The following is a 15937-nucleotide window of genomic DNA, read 5'->3' on the forward strand; positions in this document are numbered from 1 at the left end:
TCGGCACCGAGCCGCCCGCCGCGCGGGGGATCACCCGGCGGCGGCTGCTGATCGGCGGCGCCGCCATCGCGGGCGTGGCCGTCACCGGCGGCGCCGTGTGGGGCGGGCTCCAGCTCGCCGGCCTGATCGGCTCCGCCGGCCCGTGGACGTTCGCCACCGGCGACAAGGTCTACTCGTCGCCGCTCGTCGTCGACGGCGTCGTCTACATCGGCAGCAACGACAGCGTCCTGTACGCCCTCGACGCCGCCGGCGGCACCGAGGTCTGGCGCTACCCGACCCGCGGGCCGATCACGTCCTCGCCCGCCATCGCCGGCGGCGTCGTCTACGTCGGCAGCAACGACGAGCAGTTGCACGCCGTCGACGCCGCCACCGGCAAGGGCCGCTGGTCGTCCTCGGTGGGCGGGGTCGTGCACTCGTCGCCCGGGGTGGCCGGTGGTGTCGTCTACGTCGGCAGCCGTGACAGCACCCTGCGCGCCTTCGACGCCGCCACCGGCGAACCCCGCTGGATGTTCCCCGCCGGCGACTGGTTCAACTCCTCGCCCGCCGTCGCCGGGGGAGCGGTCTACGTCGGCTGCCGCGACTTCAACATCTACGCCGTCGACGCCGCGACCGGCGTCGAGCGCTGGCGCTACCCGACGACCAGCAGCGTCGACTCGTCCCCGACGGTCGTCGAGGACAAGGTCTACATCGGCGCCGACGACTACCGCGTCCGCTGCCTCGACGCCGCCTCCGGCACCCTGGAATGGGAGTTCTGGGCCAAGGGCGGGGTGGTGTCCGGCCCGGTGGTCGAGGGCGGTGTCGTCTACGTCGGCAGCGACGACGCCAATCTCTACGCCCTGGAGGCCGACACCGGCCGCCAGCGCTGGGCGTACGCCACCGGCGGCGGCATCCGCTCGTCACCGGCGATCGGCGACGACACCGTCTACGTGGGCAGCGCCGACCGCTCGCTGCACGCGGTCGACCTGCGCAGCGGGGCGCCGAAGTGGCGGTACGAGACCCCCGGCCCCCTCGACGACTCGACGCCCGCCGTCGCCGACGGGCTGGTGTACGTGGGGAGCCTGAGCAACGCGGTGTTCGCGGTGGACGCGTTCACCGGGGAAGGTCCCCCGGCCTGACCGTCGAGAACGAAGTTGTGGTGCGCTGGACCGGTCCAAAATCACCACAACTTCGTTCTCGACGGGTGGGTTGCCGGACGGTAAGAGGACCCTTACCCGCTCGTCCCGCCATTCCGCCCGCCGGGCAACTGCCGCAGTCGCCCCACCCGCCCGACACTCGTTGTCGAGGGGTGATGTCGATGTCCGAGTCCGCGTCCCGGTCCCCGGGATCCCGTTCCACACCGTTGCGCCTGCTACCGCTGATCGCGCTGGCCGCGACCGCGCTGGCGCTGTCCGCCTGCGGGCAGGCGCCCGCGCCCCGGCAGGTCGAGCCGGCCGGGGTCACGTTCCCGGACAGCGGCTCGGCGTCCGGGCTCTCGACGTCCGCCGAGGGGTCGGACGCCGAGGACCCGGTCGACGTCGAGGACGCCGAGGACGGCGGGGACTCCGGAGGGGGAGTCGTCGTGGTCGGTTCCGGGCCGGGGGGACCGGAGCCGACCGAGGTGACGACGGAGCAGGTCACCGGGCCGGTCGCGGTGCTGGAGGTGGCGACGGACGCGGGCCGGGTGAGCGTCATCGGGTCGGACGACCCGGCCGTGTCGGTCACCCGCCGCATCCACCGCGAGCCCGACGCCCCGGTCGAGACCGTCCGCCACGAGGGCGACGTGCTGCGCATCGAGTCGGAGTGCCCGGTGGACTCGCCGCGCGGGCCGTGCCGCATCGACTACGAGATCACCGTCCCGCGCGACACGTCGGTCGCGATCCACGGCGCCAGCGGCGACCTGGCCACCATCGGCCTGGCCGGCCCGCTGACCGCGCGCAGCGCCAGCGGTTCGATCCTGCTCGCCGAGCACCGCTCGCCGACCACGGCCGCCGACACCGCCAGCGGTGACGTCGAGGTGCGGCTCAGCGAGCGCCCGGTGTCGCTGCAGGCGCAGTCGGTCAGCGGGAACGTGCGGGTCGTCGTGCCCGACGCCGGGCCCTACAGCGTCCGGACGTCGACGGTCAGCGGCGACACCGACGTCGACGTCCGCGACGACCCCGGCGCCAGCTCGTCGATCCAGGTGCGCACCACGAGCGGGGACCTCACCGTCGGCACCGGCTGACGGGCTGCGAGGGGGGAACCGACAGGGCCCGGCCACGGGGGCGGCCGGGCCCTGTCGGCTTTCGCGTGTCCGGGTGCGGGGACGCCCTCGGGCGCCGGCCGCTCAGTCGGCCTTGGCGGCGGCCGCGGCGCGGACCTCGGCCAGCGTGATCGCGCCCCGGCGCAGCGCCTCGTTGGCCAGCCGGGTGCGGCGGCGCTCGCCCTCGCCGGTGACGCCGAACTTGTCGTAGAGCCGTAGCAGGTGCTGCTTGACCGCGGCCTCGCTGACCCACAGCGCCTGCGCGATCTGCCGCGTCGAGGCGGGCTCGGAGAACATCTCCGAGCCGGTGAGCGGCGTGAACAGGGCGATCAGCACGTCGCGCTCGCGCGGGGTGAGCGTCGGCGGGGCCGCCTGGGCCTCGGTCATGCCGGGGTCGTCGGCGGTGCGTTCGGCGCGCAGCACGATGCGGGTGCGACCGATGCGCAACTCGTCGCCCGCGCTGAGCCGGGCCTCGCCGGAGACCCGGCTGCCGTTGAGGAACGTGCCGTTGCGCGAGTTGACGTCGCGCACGCTCCACGACCCGGCGAGCTGCTCGATCACCGCGTGCACGCGGGACACCTGGCTGTCGTCGGACAGCACGATGGTGTTGCCGTCCGACCGGCCCACGGTGACGCGTTCGGATCCCAGCTGCACGAGCTCAGCCCCGCCGGAGCGCCACACCTCGAGGAACGCGTTCATCCCACCCACCTTCCTCCGAAACCGTAGCCGACCCCAGGCCCGGCTCGACAGGACGAGGTGCCGAGACCCGATCATGATACGGGCGGGTGGCTACGGGTTCTTCCCTGCAACCGGGGGCGTCCACGGTATCGAGGTGGCGGCGCCGGCCCTCCAACCCCCATGACCACCTCCATGACCACCCCCGCCGACGCCCTGTCCCGGCTGGCCGACGGCTACCTCGCCACCCAGCTGCTCTACGTCGCGGTCGAGCTGCGCCTGCCCGAGTCGCTGGCCGGTCCGCCGCGCCGCGCCGACGAGCTGGCCGCCGAGGTCGGCGCCGACCCGGCCGTGCTGCGCCGGGTGCTGCGCGGCCTGGCCGCCGAGGGCGTGCTCGAGGAGCTGGCCGACGGCCGGTTCGCCCTCACCGCGGTCGGCGAACTGCTCGACGCGGACCACCCGTCGTCCATGCGCGGCGCGGTGCGCGCCCGCGGCGGGCTGTACTACACGGCGCTGGCCGGGCTGCTGCCCGCCACCCGCACCGGAGGCACCCCGTTCGAGCTGGCCCACGGCCGGCCCTTCTTCGCCCACCTGGCCGCGCACCCCGAGCAGGGCGCGGCGTTCCAGGCGTCGATGGTGGCGCGGTCGCGGCGGGAGGCCGCGGGGGTCGTCGCCGCCTACGACTTCTCCCGGTTCGCCACCCTGGTCGACGTCGGCGGCGGGCCCGGCCTGCTGCTGGCCGCGGTGCTGGCGGCGAACCCGGGGCTGACCGGGACGCTGTTCGACCGCCCGGAGGTCGTCGCGGGGGCCGAGCTGCCGCACGTCGGCGGCGACTTCTTCGCCCAGGTGCCCCCCGGCGCCGACGCCTACCTGCTCTCCCGCGTCATCCACGACTGGGACGACGCCGAGGCCACCGCCATCCTGCGCACCTGCCGCCGCGCCATGCCCGACACCGCGACCCTGCTGCTCGTCGAGGCCCTGCTGCCCGAGCGCGCCGCCCAGGACCCGGCCGCGGTGCGGATGGACCTGCACATGCTGGCCCTGCTGCACGGGCGGGAGCGCACGCGGCGGGAGTACGCCGAGCTGCTGGCCGCCGCCGGGCTGCGGCTGGTGCGGGTGGTGGCGACGGGGGCCGGGGTGCACGTGATCGAGGCCTGCCCCGAGCCGTGACCGGTGCGGCACGACCCGCTCAGCCGGCCCGGCCCGTGGTAGGTCGCGAAGCCGCCGCGGTCGACCGGGACGGTGCCGTCGGGCGGCAGCTCCTCGGGGCGGGTCCACCCGTGCCGTGCCCACGGCCCGACAGTAGGCCAGGATCGGCGCCGTGCCCGTTGCCCTCGCCCCGGACGGCTGCCGGATCGCGTACCAGGTCGGCGGGGCCGGCCCGGCGCTGCTCCTGCTGGCCGGGCAGGCCGGGTCGCACCGCTGGTGGACGGGCGTGCGCGCCGACTTCGAGGCCTACCGGACGGTGGTCACGCTCGACTGGCGCGGCACCGGCGACAGCGACAAGCCCGACGCCCCGTACAGCACGACCGGGTTCGCCGAGGACGCCGTGGCGGTGCTGGACGCGCTGGGGATCGAGCGGGCGGACGTCTACGGCACGTCGATGGGCGGGCGGGTCGCCCAGTGGGTCGCCGCCCGGCACCCGCGGCGGGTCCGCGGGCTGGTGCTGGGCTGCACCACCCCCGGCGGGGGGCACGGCGTCGAGCGCAGCGCCGAGGTCCGCCGCTCGCTGGCCACGCCCGACGCGGAGGCCAACCGGCGGGCCCTGCTGGAGCTGATGTACACGCCGGGGTGGCTCGCCGAGCACCCCGGCCCGTACTGGACCCTCGGCGACCCGGGCATGCCCCCGCACGCCCGCCGCCACCACCTGCGCGCCAGCGCCGGGCACGACGCGTGGGACGCGCTGGTCGACATCACCGCGCCGACCCTCGTCCTGCACGGCGACCGGGACGTGTTCAACCCGGTCGCCAACGCCCACCTGCTCGTCGAGCGCATCCCCGACGCGCGCCTGGAACTGCTGCCCGGCGCCCGGCACGCCTACTTCGAGGAGTGCCGGGAGAGGGCGGGGCGGCTGGTGCGGGAGTTCCTGGCCTGAGCGCTGGTCAGCGCTCTTCCTCTTCCTTGCGCCGGTCTTCAAGGATCTTGCGCATCTGCGCCCGGACCTCGTCCTCGTCCCACCGGGCGTGCCCGCCGAGTGACACCAGGGCTGGCGTGATCAGTCCTTCCGACCGATAACGCTGAATCGTCCGCACGCTCAGGCCGATGGCGTCCGCCAGCTCTTGCGAGGTCAGCAGGCGTTTGCGGGGTGGCACGTGATCGACCGTAGGCGGCCGCCCTGGCAGATGTAGCGCTGCTCGCGGCATCGGCAGGTTCGGCAATGTATGACAGCTGTGTCGGCTGTGGCAGACTTGGCACTTACCAGGGTGGTGTTGCGCTCAGTGCAGGCATGGCTACGCCGCTTGGTCCTGATCTGCAGGGGAGGCGCTAGATCACATGGCAGAGGTGACGGCGGCCGACGTCGTGATCGTCGAGGAGGCCCGCTGCAAGCACTGCTCCACCGCGATCGAACGGGCGCAAGGTGGGTTCTGGCGGCACGTGCGGTCCTCGCACGCGCGGTCGCTGCGCCAGCGCTGCGCCCCCGGTACCCGCAACGCGCAGATGGCGGACGCCGAACCCGGAACCGTCCGGAGGGTGCCGTGACCGACGTCGTCGACCTGGTCGGTCGCAAGGCGCGGGCGTTGGCCGCGTGCGGCCGGTTACCCGCGTTCCTTGTCGAGGAGCACGTGCCCGAGGACGGGTTGTGCCCGCGCTGCACCGAGGCGTACGAGACCGCCGTGCCGTGGCCGTGCGAGGTGCGGGACCTGGCCGAGCGGGCGCTGTACCACCAGGCCGCGGCGCAGCAGCGCCGTGCGGGCGACCGGGGGATCGCGCTGTTCCCCGCCGCCCCCGGCTGGATCGACTAGACGACCGCGCGCACCTGCCGGACGTCGTCGCAGGGCCCCCACGTTCTTCGCATGGCCCACAGCACCTGCGAGGACCACACCACCCCTGCGAAGACGAGCGCCGCCCCCGGCCCGCGACCGAACGGGTCACCGGGCGTCGGCGAACGTCACGGTGACCCGGCCGAAGCCCAGCGAGCTGGTCAGCGCGGTGAGCATCTGGCGGGTGTTCTCCTCCGCGCGCACGCGCAACTCGCTCTGCTGCGCCGCCTCGTCCAGCTTCCCGGTGGCCAGCCGGTAGAGCTCCTCGTCCTGCACGGGGTTGTCGGCCAGCGCGCCGCCGATGCGCTCGGCGATGCCCCGGTCGCGGTCGACGATCCGGCTGTTCACCGGGTCGAGCGTGGCCGGGGCCACCGTCGGCGGCGGCAGCGTGATCGTCACCGAGTCGCCGTCGGGGGAGACCGTGATGCGCTCGGGGCCGAGCCCGGAGAAGTCGACGAGGGCGTCGGCGTGGCCGGTGGCGAACAGCGTGGTGCGCTCGCCGCTGATCACGTCGGGCACCCAGGGCGTGTCCTTCTCCAGGTCGACCAGCACCTGGAACGTGCCGGTGGCCGCGTGGTACTCGGAGATGTCGGCCAGCGCGACCATCAGCGGCTCGGTGCTGCGGTCGATGGTCCGCTGCTCGAAGGAGGGCAGCGACGAGGCGAGCTGCACGCCGACGAGCGCCACGATCCCGACCACCACGATCGCGACGATCGCCTTGATCGGGGCCTTGCGGGGGCGCCGTCCGGTGTCGGGGTCGAGGGTCTGCTGCGACATGCGGGTCTCCCTCTCGACTCGTCGGTGCTGCCACACCGGCGGTCGGTCCGCTCGGGGACGCACCGGCGCTCGGTGCGGGGGAGTTCCCGGCAGTGGCGGGTTCTAAGCGCCCCGGCCGCCCCCGGGGAGCAGGCCGACGAGCCACTCGACGCTCGGGCGGGCGGAGGGCCAGGACTCGGTCTCCGGCGCCGGCACGACGAGCAGCCCGTGGCTGATCGCCTCGCTGATCCGCGCCCGCGCGTCGGCGGGCGCGAGTGGTCGGGCGAGGAGATCGCCCTCGTCGGCGGAGCCGAGACCGGCGTCGACGACGACATCGACCGACTCGGGCACCAGGAACCCGTCGACGGCCACCGAGCCCGCGTTGTGGTCGACCGAGACCACCGCCGACAGCGGCTGCCCGTCGGGCAGCGTGGCCCCGACGACGAACTCGGACATGTCGCCGAACGGGTCGACGAGCTCGACGGCGTGCGCCGAGGGCACGGTGGCGGCGATGCCGTCCAGCCAGGCCGGCAGGGCGTGGCCGTGGTCGACGGCCAGCCGCGCGACCCGCCTGCCCAGCACGTCGTCGCCGGAGAGGGCGGCGACCGCGGCGAGCAGCGCCGTGGCCTCCTCCAGCGGGTCGGCGGACAGCGCCTCGACCAGCTGGGCGCGGGTCGCGTCGGGGTCGGGCGGGTCGTCCGAGCGGGGGTCGACCGCCGCCAGCAGGCTGCTCGCCAGGCCCAGCAGGGCGATCGGGCCGCCGTCGAGCGCGGCGGCGGCCATGTCGATCAGATCGGGCTCGCGCCGGGTCCGCCGCGCCGACGGCCTGCGCCGCTCGCGTCGTCCGGCGGGCCGGTCGCGTCGCTTCCGCTTCGCCATCGACCGGAGGGTACGCGGCCGGCCCGGACGGGCGGTGTCCGCCGATCGGCCTTGCTCGCCGTGGCACCATGTGGCGCGTGACGGGCAGATCCGACGCGGCGCACCGCCTGCGCGACCTGGCCCTGCTGCGCCGCGTCCGCGACCGGATCGACCGGGAGTACGCCCAGCCGCTCGACGTCGAGGCGCTCGCGCGCGGGGTGAACATGTCGGCCGGGCACCTGAGCCGCCAGTTCCGCGCCGCCTACGGCGAGTCGCCGTACTCCTACCTGATGACGCGGCGCATCGAGCGCGCGATGGCGCTGCTGCGCCGCGGCGACCTCAGCGTCACCGAGGTGTGCTTCACGGTCGGGTGCTCGTCGCTGGGGACGTTCAGCACCCGCTTCACCGAGCTGGTCGGGGTGCCGCCCAGCGTCTACCGGCGGGAGGCGGCGGGCGAGGCGGCGGGGATGTCCCCGTGCGTGGCGAAGCAGGTGACCAGACCGGTCAGGAATCGAGAAGCACCGGCTCCCGCGCCGCACCTAGCGTGACCGCCATGGACCTCACCATCCACCAGACCTTCCTCCCGCACGACGACCCCGAGGCCGCGCTGGCCTTCTACCGCGACACCCTCGGCTTCGAGGTGCGCAACGACGTCGAGTACGGCGGGCTGCACTGGATCACCGTCGGCCCGCCCGGGCAGCCCGGCACGTCGATCGTGCTGACCCCGCCGGCCGCCGACCCCGGCGTCACCGAGGAGGAGCGCCGCGTCGTCACCGAGATGATGGCCAAGGGCACCTACGCCGGCATCATCTTCGCCTCCAAGGACCTCGACGACACGTTCGAGCGCCTGCAGGCCGGCGACGCCGAGGTCGTGCAGGAGCCGACCGAGCAGCCGTGGGGCATCCGCGACTGCGCCTTCCGCGACCCGTCCGGCAACATGATCCGCATCTTCGAGGTGCGCTGATCCGTCCTGCGCGAACCCGCCGGACACCGCAACCCCTGGAACCCATGGAGACCCCGATGAGCACGGCCACGCGGACGGGCACGCCGTCGCACGAACTGCACGTCGCCGACACCCACGACCTGATCCGCGTGCACGGCGCCCGCGAGAACAACCTCAAGGACGTCAGCGTCGAGCTGCCCAAGCGCAGGTTGACCGTGTTCACCGGGGTCTCCGGCTCCGGCAAGAGCTCGCTGGTGTTCGCCACGATCGCCGCCGAGTCCCAGCGGATGATCAACGAGACCTACAGCAGCTTCGTGCAGGGCTTCATGCCGACGCTGGCCCGCCCGGACGTCGACGTCCTCGACGGCCTCACCACCGCGATCATCGTCGACCAGGAGCGGATGGGCGCCGACCCCCGCTCGACGGTCGGCACCGCCACCGACGCCAACGCGATGCTGCGGATCCTGTTCAGCCGGCTCGGCCAGCCGCACATCGGCTCGTCGCAGGCGTTCTCGTTCAACGTCGCCTCGATCAGCGGGGCGGGCGCGGTGACCTTCGAGCAGAACGGCAAGAAGGTCAAGGAGCGCCGCGAGTTCAGCATCACCGGCGGCATGTGCCCGCGCTGCGAGGGCCGCGGCCAGGTCAACGACATCAACCTGGCCGCGCTCTACGACGAGTCCAAGTCGCTCAACGAGGGCGCCATCACCATCCCCGGCTACAGCATGGACGGCTGGTACGGGCGCATCTACCGCGGCTGCGGCTGGTTCGACCCGGACAAGCCGATCCGCGACTACACCAAGCAGGAGCTCGACGACCTGCTCTACCGCGACGCGACCAAGATCAAGGTCGAGGGCGTCAACCTCACCTACCTCGGGCTGGTCCCGCAGGTGCAGAAGTCGTACCTGTCCAAGGACATCGACTCGGTGCAGCCGCACGTCCGCGCGTTCATCGAGCGGGCGGCCACGTTCAGCACCTGCCCCGAGTGCGACGGCACCCGGCTCAGCGAGGCCGCCCGCTCGTCGAAGATCCGCGGGATCAACATCGGCGACGCCTGCCGCATGCAGATCAACGACCTGGCCGCCTGGGTGCGCGACCTCGACGAGCCCTCGGTGGCCCCGCTGTTGAAGACCCTGCAGCACGTGCTCGACTCGTTCGTCGAGATCGGGCTGGGCTACCTGTCGCTGGAGCGGCCCTCGGGCACGCTGTCGGGCGGCGAGGCGCAGCGCACCAAGATGATCCGCCACCTCGGCTCGGCGCTCACCGACGTCACCTACGTCTTCGACGAGCCCACGATCGGCCTGCACCCGCACGACATCGCGCGGATGAACGAGCTGCTGCTGCAGCTGCGCGACAAGGGCAACACGGTGCTGGTCGTCGAGCACAAGCCGGAGGCGATCGCGATCGCCGACCACGTCGTCGACCTGGGGCCAGGCGCCGGCACCGCCGGCGGCGAGATCGTCTTCGAGGGCACGGTCGAGGGCCTGCGCGCCAGCGGCACGCTCACCGGCCGCCACCTCGACGACCGAGCCACGCTCAAGCCCTCGGTGCGCAAGCCCTCCGGCGCGCTGGAGGTGCGCGGCGCCAGCACCCACAACCTGCGCGGCGTCGACGTCGACATCCCCCTCGGCGTGCTGGTGGTCGTCACCGGCGTGGCCGGGTCGGGGAAGAGCTCGCTGATCCACGGCTCGGTGGCCGGCCGCGAGGGCGTGGTGTCGGTCGACCAGGGCGCCATCCGCGGCTCGCGGCGCAGCAACCCGGCCACCTACACCGGGCTGCTCGAACCGATCCGCAAGGCGTTCGCCAAGGCCAACGGGGTCAAGCCGGCGCTGTTCAGCGCCAACTCCGAGGGCGCCTGCCCCAACTGCAACGGCGCCGGCGTCATCTACACCGACCTCGGCATGATGGCCGGCGTCGCCACGACCTGCGAGCTGTGCGAGGGCAGGCGGTTCGACGCGTCCGTGCTGGACTACAAGTTCGGCGGCCGCGACATCAGCGAGGTCCTGGCGATGCCGGTGGCCGAGGCCGAGGAGTTCTTCCGCGCGGGCGAGGCGAAGCTGCCGGCCGCGCACAAGATCCTCGACCGGCTGGTCGACGTCGGCCTGGGCTACCTGACCCTGGGCCAGCCGCTGACCACGCTGTCCGGCGGCGAGCGGCAGCGCATCAAGCTGGCCACCCGGATGGGCGAGAGCGGCGGCGTCTACGTCCTCGACGAGCCGACGACCGGCCTGCACCTGGCCGACGTGGAGAACCTGCTCGGCCTGCTCGACCGCCTGGTCGACTCCGGCAAGTCGGTGATCGTCATCGAGCACCACCAGGCGGTCATGGCGCACGCCGACTGGATCATCGACCTCGGGCCGGGCGCGGGGCACGACGGCGGCCTGGTCGTGTTCGAGGGCACGCCGGCCGACCTCGTGGCGGCGCGCTCGACCCTCACCGGTGAGCACCTGGCGCAGTACGTGGCCGGCTGACCGACCCGACTTGCAGTGATTACACTGCAAGAAACCGGTTCTTCGGGGGTGCGGGGATGGCTGACGGGACACCGACGATCTACGAATGGGCCGGGGGCCGGGAGGGCTTCGAACGCTGGCTCAACCGGTTCTACGACCTCGTCGAGGACGACGACCTGCTCGCCCCGGTGTTCGGCGGCCTGGTCACCGACCAGCACCGCCGCGACGTCGTGACCTGGTGGTGCGAGGTGATGGGCGGGCCGGCCGGGTACACGGAGGAGCTCGGCGGCTACGCCCACATGCTGTCCAAGCACCGCGGCCTCGGCATCACCGCGGACCAGCGGCTGCGCTTCGTCACGCTGCTCTCGCGCGCCGCCGACCTCGCCGAGCTCCCCGACGACCCCGAGTTCCGCGCCGCGATCATGGGCTACGCCGAGTGGGGCACCCGGCTGGCCGTGCACAACTCCGGCGCCGCGACCGACGTCGCCGAGCGGGCGCCCGTGCCCCGGTGGGGCTGGGGCGTCGCGCCGCCCTACCAGCCCTGACAGGTCCACGGCGGCCCGGAGCAACGGCCCGCCGCGGCGCGACGACGTAGATCATGTGGAACGAGCCGGCTCCTGCGAGCCCCCCGTCGGTGCCCTCCGTCCCCTCGCCCTCTTCGACGGCCTGACCGACGCCCAGCTCGGCGACCTCGCCGCCGCCGGCGACGCGGTGCGCATCACCCCCGGCGTCGAGCTGTTCGGCGAGGGCGAGCCCGCGGACTCCTGGTGGGTGCTCGTCGAGGGCGCCGTGGACCTCGTCCGCCGCGTCGGCCGGGAGAGCGCCGTCGTCGGGAGGATGGACGTGCCGGGCCGCTGGGCGGGCGGGTTCCGGGCCTGGGACGAGGGCGGCGTCTACCTCGCGACCGGCAGGGGAGCGGTCGACGGGTGGCTGCTGCGGGTCCCGGCCGCCGCGCTGCGCGAGCGGACCGCCGAGTGGTTCCCCTTCGGCGCCCACCTCGTCGAGGGCGTGTTCGGCACCGCGCGCGCCATCGAGTCGACCGCGCGCCAGCGCGCCTCCCTGCTGACCCTGGGCACGCTCGCCGCCGGACTCGCCCACGAGATCAACAACCCGGCGGCCGCGGCGGCGCGGGCGTCGGCCGCGCTGCGGGACGCGACCGGCGCGCTCGTCCCGACGGTCGTCCGGCTGGTCGAGCACGGCGTGACGGGCGCGCAGATCGCCGAGCTGGAGGCCCTGCGCCGCGGGATCGAGCCGCTCGCGGGGCCCCGTCGGAGCGCTGGCCATGTCGGACCGCGAGGACGCGCTGGCGGACTGGCTGGCCGACCACGACGTCGACCACGACTGGACGATCGCCCCCGCGCTGGCCGCCGCCGGTGTCGACACCGCCTGGTGCGAGCGGGTGGCCGCGGTCCTGCCGGGACCGGCACTCGGCGCCGGGTTGGAGTGGGCCGCCGGCGCCGTCTCGGTGGCGGCGCTGCTCGCCGAGGTGGAGGACTCGACCCGACGGGTGTCCGAGCTCGTCGCCGCCGTGAAGTCCTACTCGCAGATGGACCGCGCCTCCCTGCAGTACGTCGACGTCGTGGAGGGCATCGACAGCACCCTGGTGATGCTCGGGCACAAGATCGGACCGGGCGTCGAGGTCGTGCGGGCCTACGGGGCCGACGTCCCCCGCGTCGAGGCGCACGCCGGCGAGCTCAACCAGGTCTGGACCAGCATCGTCGACAACGCCCTCGACGCGATGGACGGCACCGGCACGCTGCGGGTCGCCACGGGCACCGAGGGCGACGACGTCGTCGTCGAGATTTCCGACACCGGGCCGGGGATGGCGCCGGAGGTCGCCGCCCGCGCGTTCGAGGCGTTCTTCACCACCAAGGACGTCGGCGAGGGCACCGGCCTCGGCCTGGACACCGCCCGGCGGATCGTGGTCGACCGGCACGGCGGCCGGATCGACATCGACTCGCGCCCCGGGCGGACCGTCCTGCGGGTGCGGATCCCCCTCCGCGGGACGCGGTGAGCAACCCCGACCTCGGCCGGTGAGTTCACCCGATTGCCCAATTTGGCGGGTGGGCGCCACCGCATCCGGGCGACGACCCGCGGCTGGGCCCGGCCCCTAAGGTGACCCGATGGTCTCTGCCCTCGTCGAGGATCTCCCCCCGGACACCGCCGGGTTCCTGCGGCGCCGCGCCCGCCGCACGGGCGCCGCCTCGGTCACCGAGCACGTCCGCCACGAACTGATCACCCTGGCGGGGGAGCGGGTCCCGATCGACAACGTCGTCGAGTTCGCCCGGGAGAACCCGTCGCGCCGCTCCGAGCCCGAGATCGACGCCGACGCGACCGTCCTGGCCGGGACCTACGACCTGCCGACCGAGGTGTGGACCACGCTGTGCCTGCGCGCGGCGGCCTCCGAGGTCCCGGTCAGCGAGTACGTCCACCGCGAGCTCGTCGCGCTGTCCCACCGGCCGACGATCGACGACATCATGGCCGAGTTCGAGGAAGCCAGGAGCGCCGATCCGGACTCCGACGTCGACCTCGACGCCATCCTCGTGGCCACCCGGTACGCGCGCGGGGAGGACTGAGAAAGAGCCTTGCGGCTCAACCGGCTCGAGGTCGAACACTGGCGGCATGCACCGAGACGGCCTCTACCCCATCGGCGACGTGGCCCGCCGCACCGGACTGTCGGTCAGCGCGATCCGCTTCTACTCCGACGAGGGCATCGTCCGCCCCGCCGGCCTGAACACCGCAGGCCACCGCCAGTACGACCTCCGCGCGATCGCCCTGCTGGAGCTCATCCGCACCCTGCGCGACCTGGGCACCGGCCTGGACGACATCCGCCGCCACCTCGACGGCGAAACGCCCCTGCGCGACCTCCTCGCCGAGCACCTGCGCCTCGTCGAGCGCCAGGAACGTGACCTGCGAGCCCGGCGGGCGGTGCTCAGGGCCCTGAACAAGCAGGACGGCACCGCCGCCCGCGCCGCCCTCATGCACAAGCTCGTCAACATGTCCGACGAGGAGCGCGAGCGCCTCGTCGACGACTTCTGGACCGAGGTCGGCGCCGACCTGCCCGCCGACTTCGTCGAGCGGCTCGCGAGCATGCGACCCCGGCTGCCCGACGACCCGACCGCGGCCCAGCTGGAGGCCTGGATCGAACTGGCCGACCTGGTCGGCGACCCCGCCTTCCGGGCCGACGTCCGCGGCTACTTCCGCGACACCTTCACCACCCCACCCGGCCCGCAGATGACCGCCGGGCCGGTGCAGGACTTCATCCACACGACCGGGTCGAGGACCATGGAGGAGATCGTCGCGGCGCACCGCTGCGGCCTGCCCCCGGATTCCGCGCACGCCCAGGAGCTGGTGGCCCGGTTCGCGCGCGAGGCGGGCGAGGCCGTCGGGGTGCCGATCACCGCGGAGCTGCGGGAGCGGATCGCCGCCGGCTTCCAGGTGGTCGACGAGACCTACGCGGACGCGCTCGACGACCCCTGGTACGACGCCACGCACGGCCGCTACCTGGCCCTGGTGGGAACGGTCAACGGAACCGCGGCGGAGCCCCACGACCCCTTCGGCCCCGGCGACCTCGGCCACCTGGGGGCGTGGATCGCGGCGGCGCTGCGCGCCCCGGTCGCGGGTGTTGTCGGCGGTGGGTAGCCGGTGCCGATGTCGAGGGACTGGCGGAGCCCGGCCTCCGCCGCCGTCAGCGCACCCCGCGCTGCACGAACTTCGGGACGTCCGGACCGCCACCCCCATCCCGGGGTCGATCGCGAGCCAGGCCTCCCCGGCCTCGCGGTCGACCGGGTAGTTGTCGTTACCGCCGAGCCAGAAGCTCCGGATCCGGGCCGAAGGGGAACGGTCTCGTCGATACCGGTCGCTCGCGTCGTCGGTCTCCATGGCGAGGAATGGTTCCGGTGCCACCCGGTGCGGACGGCGCTTCGACGTGGTTCGAGGCCACGCGAATAGCCCATCGTTGCAGTGCGGGGAGGAGTGCGCCGGTGGAATCGCCTACATCTCGTCGTGGATGCGGCGCAGCGTGAGAGCGGTTCGCTCGGGATGATCCAGGTTGGTGACCATCCTGTCCAGCGCCAATCGGTAGATGTTCACGTGCGTCATGTCGTTGATGTACACGGCGCCGCTGAGGTGTTCCTGGTAGACGATGTCGGGCACGCCGAACTGCGGGAAGCGCAGGATGGTGAACGGTGTCCCGGCCTGCGGGTGGCGGGCGTACGACCACGGGATGATCTGCAGCGTCACGGTGGCCAGCTCGTTCATCTCGAGGAGGTGGGCGAGCTGCGCGCGCGCCACGGCGCGCCCGCCGACCGGACGCCGCAGGGCGCTCTCGTCGATCAGGGCCCACAGCGTGGGCGCGTCGGGTCGGGTGAGGATCCGCTGCCGGCGCATCCGCAGCTCGACGCGGCGCTGGATGTCGGAGGACCGCTGCGCCGGTGCCATCCCGATGACGGCCTGGGCGTACTCGCGGGTCTGCAGCAGGCCGGGCACGTGGACCAGCGAGTAGGCGCGGATGACGGCGGCGGCCTGTTCGAGGCCCAGGTAGGTCTCGAACCAGGTGGGCAGCAGGTCGCTGTAGAGCTGCCACCACCCCGGCGCGTTGGCGCTGCGGGCGAGGTCGAGGAAGGTCTCCCGCTCGGCCGGGTCGTCGACGCGGTAGAGCGTGAGGAGGTCGGCGATGTCGCGCTGCTTGAAGCTGACCCTGCCCAGCTCCATGCGGCTGATCTTGGCCCCGGACGCCCGGATGACCTCGGCCGCGTCCGCCACGGTGATGCCGGCGGCCTCCCGGCGCCGCCGCAGCTCCATCCCGAGCCCGAGGCGGAGCACCATCGGGCTGGCGCCGGTGTGGTCGCCGAAGCCGATGACGGAGGCTCCGAGCGCCCGGGCGCCGCCGCCCGGCGGGCAGTTCTCAGCTGCGGTGTCCATGTCCGGCCAAGGCTCCCCGCAGGCTCGGCATCATTTGCTGGTCGTACTGCATCCGGGATCGCGCGTGCGGGAACAGTGCCGGTCTGGACGATCGAGGCAGGTGAACGCCGCAACCGCACCGTACAGCACTCGTGTT

Annotated in this window: 18 protein-coding genes and 1 pseudogene; 13 read left to right on the forward strand and 6 right to left on the reverse strand. The window is 73.6% G+C overall.

The genetic code is table 11. The annotated features are described in order from the left end of the window. Both KIK08_RS13430 and KIK08_RS13435 read left to right on the forward strand, forming a co-directional pair. On the forward strand, window positions 1-1115 hold a 1115-nt coding region (locus KIK08_RS13430), incomplete at its 5' end, for an outer membrane protein assembly factor BamB family protein (RefSeq protein WP_214403451.1). A gap of 179 nt (window positions 1116-1294) precedes the next feature. Continuing rightward, on the forward strand, window positions 1295-2200 hold the full coding sequence (locus KIK08_RS13435) for a DUF4097 family beta strand repeat-containing protein (RefSeq protein ID WP_214403452.1): 906 nt from the start codon (window positions 1295-1297) through the stop codon (window positions 2198-2200). Between the two features lie 102 nt (window positions 2201-2302). On the opposite strand, the gene KIK08_RS13440 is transcribed toward KIK08_RS13435, so the two are convergent. After that, window positions 2303-2917, reverse strand: a complete 615-nt coding sequence (locus KIK08_RS13440) for an FHA domain-containing protein (RefSeq protein WP_214403453.1) — start codon at window positions 2915-2917, stop codon at window positions 2303-2305. A gap of 171 nt (window positions 2918-3088) precedes the next feature. Between KIK08_RS13440 and KIK08_RS13445 the strand changes: the two genes are divergently transcribed. Then, window positions 3089-4063 (forward strand): methyltransferase, encoded by a 975-nt coding sequence (locus KIK08_RS13445; protein WP_214403454.1) that lies wholly within the window; start codon window positions 3089-3091, stop codon window positions 4061-4063. A 151-nt stretch (window positions 4064-4214) separates the two neighbouring features. Next, complete coding sequence (locus KIK08_RS13450) at window positions 4215-4988, forward strand: alpha/beta fold hydrolase (protein WP_214403455.1); 774 nt, start codon at window positions 4215-4217, stop codon at window positions 4986-4988. A gap of 7 nt (window positions 4989-4995) precedes the next feature. Here KIK08_RS13450 and KIK08_RS13455 read toward each other — a convergent pair whose 3' ends face one another. Beyond that, window positions 4996-5205 (reverse strand): helix-turn-helix transcriptional regulator, encoded by a 210-nt coding sequence (locus KIK08_RS13455; protein ID WP_308257616.1) that lies wholly within the window; start codon window positions 5203-5205, stop codon window positions 4996-4998. Window positions 5206-5386: 181 nt separating this feature from the next. Between KIK08_RS13455 and KIK08_RS13460 the strand changes: the two genes are divergently transcribed. Both KIK08_RS13460 and KIK08_RS13465 read left to right on the forward strand, forming a co-directional pair. Beyond that, a complete protein-coding gene (locus KIK08_RS13460) occupies window positions 5387-5593 on the forward strand; it encodes a hypothetical protein (protein WP_214403456.1) in 207 nt (68 codons plus the stop codon). After that, the gene (locus KIK08_RS13465) at window positions 5590-5856 is read left to right on the forward strand and encodes a hypothetical protein (RefSeq protein ID WP_214403457.1); all 267 of its coding nucleotides are present in this window, start codon (window positions 5590-5592) and stop codon (window positions 5854-5856) included. Before KIK08_RS13460 ends, KIK08_RS13465 begins: the two co-directional genes overlap by 4 nt. Before the next feature lie 126 nt (window positions 5857-5982). Here KIK08_RS13465 and KIK08_RS13470 read toward each other — a convergent pair whose 3' ends face one another. Beyond that, the gene (locus KIK08_RS13470; protein ID WP_214403458.1) at window positions 5983-6651 is read right to left on the reverse strand and encodes a DUF4230 domain-containing protein; all 669 of its coding nucleotides are present in this window, start codon (window positions 6649-6651) and stop codon (window positions 5983-5985) included. A 102-nt stretch (window positions 6652-6753) separates the two neighbouring features. Next, window positions 6754-7509 carry a hypothetical protein gene (locus KIK08_RS13475; RefSeq protein WP_214403459.1) on the reverse strand — a complete coding sequence of 252 codons (756 nt, stop codon included), beginning with the start codon at window positions 7507-7509 and terminating at the stop codon, window positions 6754-6756. Between the two features lie 77 nt (window positions 7510-7586). Here KIK08_RS13475 and KIK08_RS13480 point away from each other — a divergent pair, with 77 nt between their 5' ends. From KIK08_RS13480 to KIK08_RS13510, 7 genes are all read left to right on the forward strand, one after another. Beyond that, entirely contained in the window at window positions 7587-8036 is a 450-nt protein-coding gene (locus KIK08_RS13480) for a helix-turn-helix transcriptional regulator (protein WP_408004672.1), read from the forward strand. 5 nt (window positions 8037-8041) lie between these two features. Beyond that, window positions 8042-8452, forward strand: a complete 411-nt coding sequence (locus KIK08_RS13485; protein WP_214403461.1) for a VOC family protein — start codon at window positions 8042-8044, stop codon at window positions 8450-8452. 56 nt (window positions 8453-8508) lie between these two features. Beyond that, window positions 8509-10899: an ATP-binding cassette domain-containing protein gene (locus KIK08_RS13490; RefSeq protein ID WP_214403462.1), complete on the forward strand. Its 2391-nt coding sequence runs from the start codon at window positions 8509-8511 to the stop codon at window positions 10897-10899. 56 nt (window positions 10900-10955) lie between these two features. Beyond that, window positions 10956-11423: a group II truncated hemoglobin gene (locus KIK08_RS13495; RefSeq protein WP_214403463.1), complete on the forward strand. Its 468-nt coding sequence runs from the start codon at window positions 10956-10958 to the stop codon at window positions 11421-11423. A gap of 737 nt (window positions 11424-12160) precedes the next feature. After that, window positions 12161-12892 carry a sensor histidine kinase gene (locus KIK08_RS13500; protein WP_214403464.1) on the forward strand — a complete coding sequence of 244 codons (732 nt, stop codon included), beginning with the start codon at window positions 12161-12163 and terminating at the stop codon, window positions 12890-12892. 109 nt (window positions 12893-13001) lie between these two features. Then, complete coding sequence (locus KIK08_RS13505; protein WP_214403465.1) at window positions 13002-13454, forward strand: hypothetical protein; 453 nt, start codon at window positions 13002-13004, stop codon at window positions 13452-13454. Window positions 13455-13500: 46 nt separating this feature from the next. Next, a complete protein-coding gene (locus KIK08_RS13510; protein ID WP_214403466.1) occupies window positions 13501-14520 on the forward strand; it encodes a helix-turn-helix domain-containing protein in 1020 nt (339 codons plus the stop codon). Window positions 14521-14649: 129 nt separating this feature from the next. Here the strand turns inward: KIK08_RS13510 and KIK08_RS42245 are convergent. Continuing rightward, a pseudogene (locus tag KIK08_RS42245) lies at window positions 14650-14760 on the reverse strand (SAM-dependent methyltransferase); the annotation flags it as partial. A gap of 111 nt (window positions 14761-14871) precedes the next feature. Beyond that, on the reverse strand, window positions 14872-15801 hold the full coding sequence (locus KIK08_RS13520; protein WP_214403467.1) for a Sco1979 family transcriptional regulator: 930 nt from the start codon (window positions 15799-15801) through the stop codon (window positions 14872-14874). Window positions 15802-15937: the final 136 nt, after the last annotated feature.

Origin of the sequence: Pseudonocardia lacus, from assembly GCF_018531445.1 — a bacterium.
Taxonomy (GTDB): Bacteria; Actinomycetota; Actinomycetes; order Mycobacteriales; family Pseudonocardiaceae; genus Pseudonocardia; species Pseudonocardia lacus.

What these genes read in the sequence shown, in the direction of transcription:
- KIK08_RS13440 (WP_214403453.1), bottom strand. Translation starts at nt 2,917, where the DNA reads ATGAACGCGTTCCTCGAGGTGTGGCGCTCCGGCGGGGCTGAGCTCGTG.
- KIK08_RS13475 (WP_214403459.1), bottom strand. Translation starts at nt 7,509, where the DNA reads ATGGCGAAGCGGAAGCGACGCGACCGGCCCGCCGGACGACGCGAGCGG.
- KIK08_RS13460 (WP_214403456.1), top strand. Translation starts at nt 5,387, where the DNA reads ATGGCAGAGGTGACGGCGGCCGACGTCGTGATCGTCGAGGAGGCCCGC.
- KIK08_RS13490 (WP_214403462.1), top strand. Translation starts at nt 8,509, where the DNA reads ATGAGCACGGCCACGCGGACGGGCACGCCGTCGCACGAACTGCACGTC.
- KIK08_RS13470 (WP_214403458.1), bottom strand. Translation starts at nt 6,651, where the DNA reads ATGTCGCAGCAGACCCTCGACCCCGACACCGGACGGCGCCCCCGCAAG.
- KIK08_RS13510 (WP_214403466.1), top strand. Translation starts at nt 13,501, where the DNA reads ATGCACCGAGACGGCCTCTACCCCATCGGCGACGTGGCCCGCCGCACC.
- KIK08_RS13485 (WP_214403461.1), top strand. Translation starts at nt 8,042, where the DNA reads ATGGACCTCACCATCCACCAGACCTTCCTCCCGCACGACGACCCCGAG.
- KIK08_RS13505 (WP_214403465.1), top strand. Translation starts at nt 13,002, where the DNA reads ATGGTCTCTGCCCTCGTCGAGGATCTCCCCCCGGACACCGCCGGGTTC.
- KIK08_RS13520 (WP_214403467.1), bottom strand. Translation starts at nt 15,801, where the DNA reads ATGGACACCGCAGCTGAGAACTGCCCGCCGGGCGGCGGCGCCCGGGCG.
- KIK08_RS13435 (WP_214403452.1), top strand. Translation starts at nt 1,295, where the DNA reads ATGTCCGAGTCCGCGTCCCGGTCCCCGGGATCCCGTTCCACACCGTTG.
- KIK08_RS13495 (WP_214403463.1), top strand. Translation starts at nt 10,956, where the DNA reads ATGGCTGACGGGACACCGACGATCTACGAATGGGCCGGGGGCCGGGAG.
- KIK08_RS13500 (WP_214403464.1), top strand. Translation starts at nt 12,161, where the DNA reads ATGTCGGACCGCGAGGACGCGCTGGCGGACTGGCTGGCCGACCACGAC.
- KIK08_RS13445 (WP_214403454.1), top strand. Translation starts at nt 3,089, where the DNA reads ATGACCACCCCCGCCGACGCCCTGTCCCGGCTGGCCGACGGCTACCTC.